This window comes from Massilia aurea, from assembly GCF_014200505.1.
Lineage (GTDB): Bacteria > Pseudomonadota > Gammaproteobacteria > Burkholderiales > Burkholderiaceae_D > Telluria > Telluria aurea_B.
Map to the genome: position 1 here is coordinate 613,364 of NZ_JACHBX010000001.1, position 13,202 is coordinate 626,565.

The 13,202-nt window shown below is 67.2% G+C and carries 8 protein-coding genes; 5 read left to right on the plus strand and 3 right to left on the minus strand.

The window, feature by feature from the left end; genetic code table 11:
- Positions 1-51: 51 nt before the first annotated feature.
- The 5 genes from HD842_RS02630 to HD842_RS02650 all read left to right on the plus strand — a co-directional run bounded on the left by HD842_RS02630 (position 52) and on the right by HD842_RS02650 (position 7,007).
- Entirely contained in the window at positions 52-2,304 is a 2,253-nt protein-coding gene (locus HD842_RS02630) for a DNA polymerase III subunit gamma/tau (protein WP_183550554.1), read from the plus strand.
- Positions 2,305-2,344: 40 nt separating this feature from the next.
- Positions 2,345-2,674 carry a YbaB/EbfC family nucleoid-associated protein gene (locus HD842_RS02635; RefSeq protein WP_183550557.1) on the plus strand — a complete coding sequence of 110 codons (330 nt, stop codon included), beginning with the start codon at positions 2,345-2,347 and terminating at the stop codon, positions 2,672-2,674.
- A 59-nt stretch (positions 2,675-2,733) separates the two neighbouring features.
- On the plus strand, positions 2,734-3,324 hold the full coding sequence (gene recR, locus HD842_RS02640; RefSeq protein ID WP_183550560.1) for a recombination mediator RecR: 591 nt from the start codon (positions 2,734-2,736) through the stop codon (positions 3,322-3,324).
- A 222-nt stretch (positions 3,325-3,546) separates the two neighbouring features.
- The gene (locus HD842_RS02645; protein ID WP_183550563.1) at positions 3,547-4,524 is read left to right on the plus strand and encodes a hypothetical protein; all 978 of its coding nucleotides are present in this window, start codon (positions 3,547-3,549) and stop codon (positions 4,522-4,524) included.
- Positions 4,525-4,601: 77 nt separating this feature from the next.
- Positions 4,602-7,007, plus strand: a complete 2,406-nt coding sequence (locus tag HD842_RS02650) for a penicillin acylase family protein (RefSeq protein WP_183550566.1) — start codon at positions 4,602-4,604, stop codon at positions 7,005-7,007.
- Positions 7,008-7,026: 19 nt separating this feature from the next.
- On the opposite strand, the gene HD842_RS02655 is transcribed toward HD842_RS02650, so the two are convergent.
- From HD842_RS02655 to HD842_RS02665, 3 genes are all read right to left on the minus strand, one after another.
- Entirely contained in the window at positions 7,027-9,186 is a 2,160-nt protein-coding gene (locus HD842_RS02655) for a putative bifunctional diguanylate cyclase/phosphodiesterase (protein ID WP_183550569.1), read from the minus strand.
- Between the two features lies 1 nt (position 9,187).
- Entirely contained in the window at positions 9,188-12,091 is a 2,904-nt protein-coding gene (locus HD842_RS02660; protein WP_183550571.1) for a hybrid sensor histidine kinase/response regulator, read from the minus strand.
- 455 nt (positions 12,092-12,546) lie between these two features.
- Positions 12,547-13,182 carry an NAD(P)H-dependent oxidoreductase gene (locus tag HD842_RS02665; RefSeq protein WP_183550574.1) on the minus strand — a complete coding sequence of 212 codons (636 nt, stop codon included), beginning with the start codon at positions 13,180-13,182 and terminating at the stop codon, positions 12,547-12,549.
- Between the last annotated feature and the right edge of the window lie 20 nt (positions 13,183-13,202).

A 13,202-nucleotide genomic window follows, 5' to 3' on the forward strand; every position in this document is an offset into this window, starting at 1 on the left:
GCGCATCCGCCGAATGTCCGCGGCGGGCGTCATCTGCGGTAAAATCGTGACATGTCCTATCAAGTCCTCGCCCGCAAATACCGTCCCAAGAATTTCGATACGCTGGTCGGCCAGGAGCACGTCGTCCGTGCCCTGAGCCACGCCCTGCGCACCGGGCGGCTGCACCACGCCTATCTGTTCACGGGCACGCGCGGGGTCGGCAAGACCACGCTGTCGCGCATCCTGGCCAAGTCGCTCAATTGCATCGGCCCGGACGGGCAGGGTGGCATCACCGAGCAACCCTGCGGCGTCTGCGAAGCCTGCGTCGCCATCGATGCCGGCCGTTTTGTCGACTATATCGAGATGGATGCGGCGTCCAACCGCGGCGTCGACGAGATGGCCCAGCTGCTCGAACAGGCGGTCTACGCACCAAGCAATGCGCGCTTCAAGGTCTACATGATCGATGAGGTGCACATGCTGACGAACCACGCGTTCAATTCAATGCTCAAGACGCTCGAAGAACCGCCGCCGCACGTCAAGTTCATCCTCGCCACCACCGATCCGCAAAAAATTCCGGTGACGGTGCTGTCGCGCTGTCTGCAGTTCAACCTCAAGCAGATGCCGCCGGGGCATATCGTCGGCCACCTCGAAGACATCCTGGGGCAAGAGGGCGTCACGTTCGAGCAGCCCGCGCTGCGCCTGCTGGCGCAGGGCGCGCACGGCTCGATGCGCGATGCGCTGTCGCTGACCGACCAGGCCATCGCGTACGCCGCCGGCCAGGTCACGCTCGAATCGGTGCAGGGCATGCTCGGCGCGCTTGACCAGTCGTACCTGGTGCGCCTGCTCGATGCGCTCGCTGCGCAGGATGGCGCCGACCTGATGGCGGTGGCCGATGAAATGGCCAGCCGCAGCCTGTCGTACAACGGCGCGCTGCAAGACCTGGGCACGCTGCTGCACCGCATCGCGCTGGCGCAATCGGTGCCGGGCGCGGTGCCGCAGGACTTGCCCGAACTGGCCGACATCATGCGCCTGGCCGGCCTGTTCGAGCCGCAAGAAGTACAGCTGTATTACCAGATCGCCGTGCATGGCCGTAACGAGATCGGCCTTGCGCCGGACGAATACGCGGGCTTCACCATGACGCTGCTGCGCATGCTGGCGTTTCGCCCCGGGCAGGGTGGCGCTGAAGTCCAGGCCCCGCCCGCCGCTGCACCAATCAATGTACCCGGCGCCCGCGCCGCTGCCGCTGCTGCCGCCAGCCATGCAGCGGTGACGCCGCGCGCGGCTGCGTCGGCTGCCGCATCGGCTGCTCCATCGACGAATGCACCGGCTGCGGCGACGCCGCCGGCACCTGCGCCACGTCCCGCAGTGCCAGCACCAGCGCCACCGCCGCCAATGCCTGCCGCGCCGACGGGTGCCTCGGCACCCGGCGCGCCGCCAATGACATCGGCCCGCGCCGCCATCAATGCGGCGCTGGAAGCAGCACGCGCCGGCGCTGGCATGCGATCAAGCGGCAACAAGCGTCCCGAGTCCGCGCCGGCGCCGGCTGCCGACCCTGCGCCACCTCCACCGCCACCGCGGCCTTCAGCACCGGCCGCGCCGGGGCCGGGCGCCACGATGCACGCGGGGTCTTCGGCGTCGTCGGCGCCGCAAGGCCGGTCTGCGCCGCCATGGGATGGCGGTGGCCAGCAGGCCGTCGCGCAATCCGTTGCACCGGCGCAGGCGCAAGCAATCGCACCGCCGCAGCCCGCGCTGCGCTCCCAGCAGCCACCTGATGACGATGTGCCGTCCTGGGTCACCGAGTTTTCGGATGACACGGCCGTCGCCACCGTCACCACCGAGGCCGCGCCAGCCGTCGTCGTTGCCCCGGCTCCTGCTGCGGCTGTGCGTGCACCGCGCGTGGCGCCGCACGCATATGTCGTCACGCCGGTTCCCGAGATCGACTGGGACGGCAACTGGCCGGCGCTGGCCGGCAGCCTGCCGCTGCGCGGCGTGGCCCAGCAACTGGCGCTGCAGACCGAGCTGGTTGCGTGCGAAGCGCGCGACAACGCGGTCACGTTCCGTCTGCGCGTGCCGGTCGACACGTTGCGCGCCAGCGGCAACAGCGAAAAGCTGGCGGCGGCGCTGCAAGAACATTTCCCGAACCTGCGCGTCTGCGTGGAGTCCGATATCGGCCCAGTCTGGTACACCGCCGGCGCCGAACAGAAAGCGGCGCGCGAGGCGCGCCAGCGCGAGGCCGAGGCCCTGGTCGCGGCCGACCCGTTCGTGCAGGAACTCGAGCAACGCTTCGATGCGTTCGTCGTGCCCGGCTCGGTCAAGATCGCCTGATCCAATCACCACAGATAACCCCCATTTGGAGAACCACACCATGATGAAGAACCAGCTCGCAGGCTTGATGAAACAGGCGCAAGCCATGCAGGACAACATGAAGAAGGCGCAGGAAGCGCTGGCCCTGGTCGAAGTCGAAGGCCAGTCGGGCGCCGGCCTCGTCAAGGTCGTCATGACCTGCAAGAACGACGTCAAGCGCGTCACGATCGACCCATCGCTGCTCGGTGACGACCGCGACATGCTGGAAGACCTGGTGGCTGCTGCATTCAATGACGCGTCGCGCAAGGCCGAAGCCACCGCCGCCGAAAAAATGAGCGGCGTGACCGCCGGCATGCCGGGCCTGCCGCCTGGCTTCAAGATGCCTTTCTGATCCAGGGATGATGCGGCACTGCCGGCGCTCTGCCGGCGGGCCGTTTTATTCACCCATCCATGTCGACATCCCTCGAATTTCTCATCGAATCGCTCCGGCGCCTGCCTGGCGTGGGCCCCAAGTCCGCCCAGCGCATGGCGTTTCACCTGCTCCAGCATGACCGCGAGGGCGCGGCGCAACTGTCGCGCGCGCTGTACCAGGCGGTCGACACGGTGCACCACTGCATCAAGTGCAATACCTTCTCGGACATCGAGATCTGCGACCTGTGCGCCGATCCCGAACGCGACCACACGCTCTTGTGCGTGGTTGAAACGCCGGCCGACCAGTTGATGGTCGAGCAGACGCTGACCTGGCGCGGCTTGTACTTCGTGCTGATGGGGCGCCTGTCGCCGCTGGATGGCATCGGACCGCGCGATCTGCACCTGGAAAAGCTGGTGACGCGCGCCACCGACGAGGTGGTCGGCGAAGTGGTGCTGGCAACCAACTTCACCAACGAGGGCGAAGCCACCGCGCACTACATCAGCGAAATGCTCAAGGCGCGCGGGCTCAAGGTCAGCCGTCTCGCACGGGGCGTGCCGGTCGGCGGCGAGCTCGAGTACGTCGACGCGGGCACGATCGCGCGCGCGATGCTCGATCGGCGCAGCACCTAGGCGTGATTGCCGGCGTGTGCGCCGGCAGGCTCACGACGCGGCCCGTTCGTACGGGCCGCGTTTTTTTGCGCAGTTCCAGCCTGCGTCACAGTGACTTTCTGTGAGCTTCCACGGGGGATAGACCTCTATACTCACCCGTCCAATGGATGCTGCCTGTCAGGCACTCTGCGCTCCCGGGTGTCAAGGCCGCGTCCTCAATCAATTTTCAAAAAGCGGCGCAGCATGGATGGCACGAACAAAGCAGTAACTCCTGGAAGCGCCTGGTCGCGAACGCACTGGATTGCCCTGTCTCTGACGTTTGCCGTGTGTTCACTGGCGATTATGTGGGCGCGTTGGGGCGGGACCGTCGAGGACTCGCTGGCCTACTTCAATACGGCGCGTTATCTCCGGGGAGAACTGCCATTTTCCGCGTTGCGCGCGCCATTTCCTTACAGGGTGACCATGCCCGCCCTGGCGGCGTTCATGCCGGGCGACGTTCGCAATGCCTTCGCCATCTTGAACTGGCTGGCCACCGCCGGCACCGCCATCGTCCTTGCTCGTGTTGTGCAGGCTGCGGGCGGCAACCGGCGCCAGACGCTGCTGGCGGGGCTACTGTTCATCTTGTCGGTGCCGACCTTCTGGTATGCCCCCTATCTGCTCACTGATCCTGGCGCCATTTTTGGCAAAGCGGTATTCGTGCTCGGTGTCGTGACTTGCCAGCCCTGGATTGCCGTGGCGGGCGCGTTGTTTGCCACGACGGTCAGGGAAGAAAACATCCTGTTGCTCGGTTGGCTGCTGGTGTTCGGGCGGGTCGGGCTGGTGCGTGGCATCCTTGCACTGGCGGTTGCCGCGCTTTGGCTGGTCAGCGTGCGGTGGTGGCTTTTTTCTGGTCTGCCGTCCTACGTATGGATGCCGAATATCGGCACCGTCATCGCCGCGTTGCGTGACAACCGCTCGCTGCTGTCCTTGATCAGCGCTGCCATGATCGTGATCCCGTTGACGGTGCTGGGGTGGAAACGGGTACCCGATCGGATCAAGCCGCTCAAGGGGATTCTCTTGATGATGGCAATTCCGCCTCTCTACGCAGCCTTGTCCGTGCGTATCGAAGGTCGGGCCATCTGGAGTCTGTACCCATTCTTGATTCCGATCGCCGTCTTTGCCCGGCTGCCCTGGCTGGCGGCGCGAAAGAACGCGGCGAGGGCAGGCGCGAACGCCGTCTGATCCTCCGCCTTCTCTGTCCCGGTTGACAGGTTTTTCTGGCAACATACGCAGCACGCGGGAGCATTCACGGAGACACCATGCAGGGATGGAAGAAATGGACGTTGCGCGGCCTGGCCGCGTTGCTGGGCCTCGTGCTGCTGGTACTGCTGGGCGCCTGGCTGTTCCTGCGCGCCAGCCTGCCGCAGCTCGATGGCGAGCATCAGGACGCGGGCCTGTCGGCCGAGGTGCGCATCGAGCGTGACGCGAGCGGCGTGCCCATGATCACCGGCGCCACACGGCTAGACGTGGCCTATGCGACTGGCTTCGTGCACGCCCAGGAACGCTTCTTCCAGATGGACCTGCTGCGTCGCACGGCATCCGGCGAGCTGGCCGAATTGTTCGGGTCACGCGCCGTCCCCCTCGACCGCGCCAATCGCCTGCACCGTTTCGCTTCCCGCGCCCAGGCCACGTTCGCGCGCCTGGCGCCGGCCGAACGTGCGCTGCTCGAGCGCTACGCGGCTGGCGTCAACGCCGGCCTGGCAGCGCTGGGTGCACGGCCATTTGAGTACGCGCTGACCGGCGCGGCGCAGCGGCCGTGGCATGGCGCTGATTCGCTGCTCGTCGTCTGGGCCATGTACATCGACCTGCAAGGCATGCAGGCGTCACGCGAACTGGCGCGCGGCTGGCTGCGCGAGCACAGCGACGCCGCGCAACTGGCCTTTCTGCTGCCCGAGGCGACCGCATTCGACACCACGCTCGATGGGGGCGCCCCGCCAGCGCCGGCCCCGATTCCGGCACATGCGCCAGCCTGGTGGGGTGGGGCGCCCGCCGCAGCAGATGCCCCCATCAAACTGGCCGGCCTCGACGTGACCGATTCCGTCGGCAGCAACAACTACGCACTGGCCGGCAGCCGCAGCACGAATGGCGCGGCGATCGTCGCCGACGACATGCACCTTGGCCTGCAACTGCCCAACATCTGGTACCGGCTGGCGCTGCGCTTTCCCGATCAGGCGGCGCCCGGCGGCCAGCGGCGTCTCGTCGGCGTGAGCCTGCCCGGCGCGCCGCCTTCCGTCATCGTCGGCAGCAATGGCCAGGTGGCGTGGGCCTTCACCAACAGCTATGCCGATGCGCTGGACCTGGTCGAACTGGGTGTCGATGCCGCGCGCCCGGGCCAGGTCAAGGTGGCGGGCCAGTGGGAGACGCCGCAGGAACATGTCGAGTCGATCCTGGTAAAAGGCGCGCCGGCCGAACGGATGGTGTTTCGCGAGACCTCGCTCGGCCCGATCCGCGAGGCCGGTGGCCGCAGCTACGCCGTGCACTGGATCGCGCACGATCCGGCGGCGCTGAACATGCAGCATCTGAAACTCGAGTCCAGCGCCACGCTCGATGCCGCGCTGGCAACGGCCGCCACTGATGGCATCCCGGCGCAGAACTTCGTGGCCGGCGACGCGCAGGGGAATATCGGCTGGACGATCGCCGGCCTGCTGCCGCAGCGCGCGACCGCGCCGAGCGACACCACCTTTCCACTAGCAGCCGATGCGGCAACGCCGACCTGGGCCGGCGCGCTGCCTTACGCGGCGCATCCGCGCGTGGTCAATCCCGCCAACGGCCAGCTCACCACCGCCAACAGCCGCCAGTTGATGGGCGCCGGTTACGCGCTGCTGGGCGACGGCGGCTACGATTTGGGCATGCGCAACCACCAGCTGCACGATGGCCTGGCGGCGCTGGGCGCGCAGACCGACGTGCGGCGCGCGTTCGACGCCGCGCTGGACGATCGCGCGATCCTGATCGGCGCCTGGCGCGACCGCGCGCTGGCCGCGCTCGACGCCGGGGCGCTGGCAGGGCATCCGGCGCGCGCCGAGTTCCGGCGCCTGCTCGAGACCAGCTGGGATGGGCGCGCCAGCATCAACTCGGTCGGCTACCGCCTCGCGCGCGACTTCATGTGGGCGCTGCACGACCTGCTGTACGGCGGCGCCAACCTGGCGCTGAAGGACCTCGACCCGAAGGCCAGCGCCGCCGGCGCCAGCGCGCGCTGGCCGGCCGTCGTGGCGCGCCTGCTCGACACACGGCCAGCCGGCTGGCTGCCGCCGGGCCACGCCGATTGGCAGGCGCTGCAACTGGCCGCGGTGGACCGCGCGATCGCCGCGCTGCAGGACGCTGGCACGCCGCTGGCGCAAGCCACCTGGGGCCAGCGCAACACGGCAGGCGTTGCGCATCCGATCAGCATGGCGGTGCCGGCGCTGCGGCCCTGGCTCGCTGCACCGGCCGACCAGCTGGCCGGCGACGCGCACATGCCGCGCGTGGCGGGGCCGAAGTTCGGCCAGTCCGAACGCCTGGTCGTGTCGCCGGGGCGCGAAGAAGAGGGTTTGTACAATATGCCGGGCGGGCAGAGCGGGCATCCGCTGTCGCCGTTTTTCCTGACCGGGCATGGGGCCTGGGTCGATGGCAAGCCGACGCCGTTGTTGCCGGGTGCGGCGCGCTACACGCTGCGCCTGCATCCCTGAGGCAGCTGGAGCTGCGGCCTTACCTGGCCGGCAGCACCAGTTGTTGCACGACCTGCAGCAACTCGGTAATCGTCTCGGCGCCGGACGGGTGGCCGAGATAGTAGCCCTGCACCATATCGCAGCCATACTCTTCGAGCAGCAGGAGCTGTTCGCCCGTCTCGACGCCTTCAGCCACCACGACCATCTTGAGGCCATGCGCCATCGCGATGATCGCGCGCGTGATGGCCGCGTTTTCGGAATCCTGCGGCAGGCCAGAGATGAAGCTGCGGTCGATTTTCAATGCGCGCACGTCGAAGCGCTTCAGGTAATTCATCGATGAATACCCGGTCCCGAAGTCGTCGATCGACAGGTGCACGCCGATATTGCGCAGGCGTTCGAGCGTGACCATCGTGGCGCGCGCATCGTCCATCAGCGTGCCTTCGGTGAGCTCCAGTTCGAGCAGGCGCGGCTCGAGCCCCGTGTCGAGCAACGCCGAGAGCACGATCTGCGACAGGTTCTCGTCCTTGAACTGCTTGGCTGACAGGTTCACCGCGATGCGCAGCGTGCGCTGCGTCAGGCGCTGCCACGTGCGCGCCTGGCGGCAGGCAGTGCGCAGCACCCATTCGCCGATCGGCACGATCAGGCCCGTCTCTTCGGCCAGGGGGATGAATTCGGTCGGCGCGATCAGGCCCCGCTCGGGGTGGCGCCAGCGCACCAGTGCTTCGACGCCGACGATCTCTGCGCTGCGCACGTCGCGCTGCGGCTGGTACACCAGATACAGCTCGTCGTTCTGCAGCGCGCGGCGCAGGCCGACTTCGAGCTTCACGTGGCTCATGATCTGCATCGTCAGCGATGAGCTGTACAACTTGGCGTTGTTCTTGCCACAGCTCTTGGCGTGGTACATCGCGGTATCGGCAAACTTGAGGAGCGAGACGCAATCGTCGCCGTCTTCCGGAAACAGCGAGATGCCGATGCTGGCCGTGACGAAGATCTCGTTGCCTTCGATGATGAACGAGCGCCGCATCGCTTCTTTCACCCGGTGCGCGACGTTGAGCGCGTGCTCGACCCGTTCGAGGTCCGGAATCAGGATCGTGAATTCGTCGCCGCCCAGGCGCGCCAGGTTGCTGGCGCCGTCTTCGGTCACGTCGCCGCCATCGCCGCGCGAGACCAGGTCGCTCGGGCGCGTGGTGTCGCGCAGGCGCTCGGACACCATCTTGAGCAGCTGGTCGCCCGCATTGTGGCCAAGCGTGTCGTTGATGCGCTTGAATGCGTCGAGGTCCATGAACAGCACCGCGAACTTCTTGTTGCCGATCCGCGAGCGGTGCAGCTCGCGTTCGAGCGTTTCCAGGAACGCCTGGCGATTCGGGATCCCTGTCAGGCCGTCGCAGTAGGCCAGGCGCCGGATCTGTTCTTCGGTGCGTTTGCGCTCGCTGATATCGCGCACGAGACCCAGCACTTCGGACGAACTGGTGGCCACCAGCCGCGCCTCGAAATGCTGGGCCACGCCGGCGTCGACCAGCTCGTACTCGACCGAGCGCACCTGGTGCGTGGTCAGCACGGCCTTCATCTGCTCCAGCATGCGCCCGGCGATGTCCGGTGGCAGCGTCGCAGTCAGGTGTTTGCCGATGAAGCGGGCGCCGGTGCTGTCGGGCAGGTCGGGGCGGGTGGGGCCTCCTGGTCCCGGACGCTCATGACCCTGCTCGTAATCCAGATAGAAACCGTCGGCATTCAGGCGAAAGAAGGTATCGGGAATCGCCGCCAGCACGGCGCGGTTCTGGGCGTCGGCGATGCGCAGGCGGGCGATGGCGTCGCTGGCGCGTAGCACGTACAGCACGCGGTGGCCGAGGATCTGCCAGTTGATCGGCTTGGAGACGAAATCGGTCGCGCCCACTTCGTAGGCATGGGTGACGGCTTCGATGTCGTCGCTGCCGGTCACCATGATGACCGGCACGCAGACGCCATCGCGTTCGGCGGCGCGGATCGCGCGGCAGGCGGCGAAACCGTCCATGCGTGGCATGTCGACGTCCATCAGGATCAGGTCGGGCTGGCCGGTGCGGGCCTGGTCGAGGGCCTCGATGCCGTCGCCGGCCTGGATCCCGTCCAGGCCAACCTGTGCCAGCATCTCGAGCATCAGCATCCGCATGACCGGATCGTCATCGGCAACCAGGACCGTCACGCGCTGGGTGGGAGCGGAAGGCATGTCAGGATTCCTTTTCAAGCGCTGCGTGAAGCGACAGTCTTACCGCGCGAAACTCGCGTGCCAGGTCGGCCAGCAGCGGGCCGCCGCTGTCCACATTGCCGCTGCGTCCCAGTTGTTCGAGTTCGCGGCACAGGCTGGAGAGCTGCGTGGCGCCGATATTGGCGCTGGCCGATTTCAGGCCGTGGGCCACGCGCCGCACGCTCTCGGCATCGCCTTCGCCCAGTGCCTGGCGCAGTGCATGCAACTGGCGCGGCGTGTCGCCGACATAGGCGGCGATTACTTTCTGCACGAGGGCGTCGCCGTCGTCGCGGCTCAGGGCGCGGATATTCTCCAGGGCGGCGCGGTTGATCGGATCGGCGCCTGAGGTAGTGCGTGGATCGGTGCGCGGATCGGTGCGCGTCGGTGCCGCTGCCGTCAGCCCGGTCGCCGGCCCAGGCCGGGCTGATGGCAGCGGCAGCGGCGTCGCCGGCGCGATCTCGACGACAGGCTCGTCGCCATGCTCGCGCGCCGACAGCAGCGGCATCGTGATCCAGCGGCCGATGACGGTGGCCAGCTGCTGCTGGGTGAAGGGCTTGGACAGGTAATCGTCCATGCCCGCCGCCAGGCAGGCTTCGCGGTCGCCCTGTAGCGCGTTGGCGGTGATCGCGATCACGGGCAGGCCGCGCTGGCGGCCCATCTCGCGTTCGTGGCGCCGGATCTCGCCGGTGGCCGCAAAGCCGTCCATCACCGGCATCTGGCAATCCATCAGCACTGCATCCCAGCGGCCTTCGTGCACGGCGCGCAGCGCTTCCTGGCCGTTTTTCGCGCAGCCGGTTTCGAGACCCAGGCTTTCCAGCATCGCGCGGGCGACTTCGACGTTGACCGGGTTGTCCTCGGCCAGCAGCACGCGCCGCGCGCGCCTGGCCGGATGCAGCGCGGGCTCCTGGTCGCTGGCCGCCGCTGAGGGCGCGGTCGGCCGCTGCAGCCGCGCCGCACGCACCGCCAGGCACGCATACAGATCGGCCGCGCGCGCCGGTTTGACCAGCTGGTACGCCACGCCCGCTTCGCGCCGCTGTACCGGATCGGCGGCCAGCCGTTCGGGGCTGAGCAGCACCAGGTGCGTGTCGCGCGCCAGCGGTTCGGCGCGCACGGCGGCGGCCAGGGCCAGGCCGCTGGTCCCGCGCAGCTCCATGTCCAGCACCGCGGCATCGTAGGGCCGGCCGGCGCGGGCCGCGTTGACCAGCCACTCGAACGCGAGCGCGCCACCGACGTCGTCGCACTGCGCATGCCACGCGGTCAGCTGCTGCACCAGTGCCTTGCGGCTGGCGTCCTGTTCGTCGACGACCAGCACGCGCAGGCCATCGAGTGTATTGAGGTGATGGCCGGGCGCGTCGGGGTCGACGCGGTGCTTGTCGAAGCTGACCGTGAACCAGAAGACCGAGCCGCGCTGCTGTGCATTCTCGACGCCGATGGCGCCGTTCATTAGCTCGACGATCTGCTTTGAAATTGCCAGCCCAAGACCGGTGCCGCCGTACTTGCGGGTGGTGGAGTCGTCGGCCTGCGAGAACGCGTTGAACAGGCGCGCCCGTGCTTCGCGCGAAATGCCGATGCCGGTGTCGTGCACCTCGAAGCGCAGCACGACCTGTTGCGGGTCTTCTCCTGCCACGCGCACGCGCGCCAGGATGCGGCCATCGTCGGTGAACTTGAGCGCGTTGCCCAGCAGGTTGGCCAGGATCTGGCGCAGCCGGTTCGGATCGCCGCAGATCGCCACCGGGATGTCGTTGGCGATGTCGAAGTCGCACGCCAGGCCCTTGGCCGCTGCTTGCGGCGTGTAGACCTTGTGGATCTCGTCGAGCAGGTCCCACAGGTTGAAGTTGATGTACTCGATCGTGAGCTTGCCGGCCTCGATCTTGGAAAAATCGAGGATGTCGTTGATGATCACCAGGAGGTGCTCGCCCGAGCGTTTCACCAGCTGCGTGTAGTTGCGCTGGGCGTCGGTGAGCGACGTGGCCAGCAGCATGTCGGTCATGCCCAGCACCCCGTTCATCGGCGTGCGGATCTCGTGGCTCATCGTGGCGAGAAAGCCGCTCTTGGCGCGGCTGGCCGCCTCGGCCGCATTCTTGGCTTTTTCGAGCTGCTCGGTGCGCACGCCGACCTGGCGTTCGAGCTCGTCGCGGTGGTGCAGCAGGGCGGCGCCGCGCTCTTCGATCTGCGCCAGCATGCCGTTGAAGCTGTCGATCAGCACGCCCAGTTCATCGCTGCGCGTGTGCGGGATCCGCAGGCCGTAGTTCTGGCTGGCCGAGACCTTGTGCGCGGCCTGGATCAGCTTGGTGATCGGTTCGGCGATGCTGTGCTTGAGGCGCCCGGCCAGCACCAGCGACACGAGCAGCGCCGCGCCCATCGCCAGTCCGATCACGCCCAGGCTGGTGGCGATGTCGAGCCACATCGGCAACAGGTCGGCCTCGATCATCACCGCGCCCACCACCAGCTCGCCGTGCCGCACTGCCTGCACCACGCGCATGTGGCGCGCCAGCAGCGCGCGGCCGTCGCGATTGATCCGATCAAGCGTGCCGGCCTCGATGTCGTCCAGCGGCGCGAGGGCGGCGCCCTGGCGCCCCGGCGTGTGGTAGGTGGCGATGGGCTGGCCGAAGCGGTCGTACAGCACGGCCGCCGAGACGCTCTGGCGGGCTTCCAGGGCCGACAGCGTCGCGCCGGCCTGCTTGCGGTCGACCAGCATCAGGTCGCCGGCGCAGGCCGCGCCGATGACGCGCGCGAACGCCGTCAGTTGCGCGGCTTCGGCACGCCGGTGATTGTGGATGGAGGTGACAGCAAACGCGCCGAACACGAACAGCAACGCCGTCGCGGTCGAGAGCAGCGAGATGATGGTCAGCTTCCGGTTCAGGCTCGAGCGCTCGAAGTTCGGCATCGCAATTCCCGCGGTGGGCACAGCGGCATGGACCTGCACGACGCGGATCCTCCGCGCGGGCAAGAGCCCGCAGGAAAAAAATATACGGGGTAGGGGCGTACGCGGCTTTGCGTGAACGCAAAGGGGGCGGGCGAACCGGGTTCGTGTTGCAAACACGCCCAACTTGCGAGGGAGCGCGTAGATTAGGTGCTGAAGGCTGGATGGACTGATCCTGACAGCAAGGTTAAAGTCCCATTCGCTAAAAATGTAACTAACCAACGATGATGGTCGTGCCCACTGAACAGCGGCGATCATGGCCGGGCCCTGCCCATGACGCTTCATGCGCGAACGCAGAAGGCAGCAGGGTGATGCCTGGGGCGATACGCGGATGGTGAATCACTCTCCCTGATCATGGTGGGGGAGTAGGGCGGCGTACTCAGATCGCCGCCGCCCGGCAGGTTACGGCAAAACGGGAATCAGTCGATTTCGCTGACGAACTGGTCGAGCGGACGGCGCACTTTCGCCAGGCCCGCCAGCCAGTCATCTTCGGCCTTGCGGTAGCCGAGCGGCAGAATGACCACGCTACGCAGATGGCGTTCGCCCAGATTCAGGATGCTGTCGACCGCAGCCGGATCGAAGCCTTCCATCGGCGTGCAGTCGACTTCCTCGAAGGCCGCCGCGATCATCGCCGCACTGAAACCGATATAGGCCTGGCGCGCCGCGTGCTCGAAGTTCACCTGCGCATCGCGGCCAGGGTAGGTCGACAGCAGTTGCTGGCGGTAGGCTTCCCAGCCTTCGTTGCGAAAACCCCGCACTTCGTTGGTCAGGTCGAACATGTGGTTGATCCGTTCGGGCGTGTAGTTGTCCCAGGCCGCAAACACCATCAGGTGCGAGGCATCGACCACCTGCGCCTGGTTCCAGGCGACGTCCTTGATCTTGGCTCGCAGCGCCTGATTCTTCACGATCAGGATTTCATAGGGCTGCAGGCCGGACGACGTCGGCGCCAGGCGCGCTGCTTCAATGATCCGATCGATCTTTTCCTGCGGCACCTGACGGGTCGGGTCCATCGCCTTGGTGGCATAGCGCCAGTTCAGTTTGTCGAGCAATTCCATGTAATTCCTTTCGAAAGAGA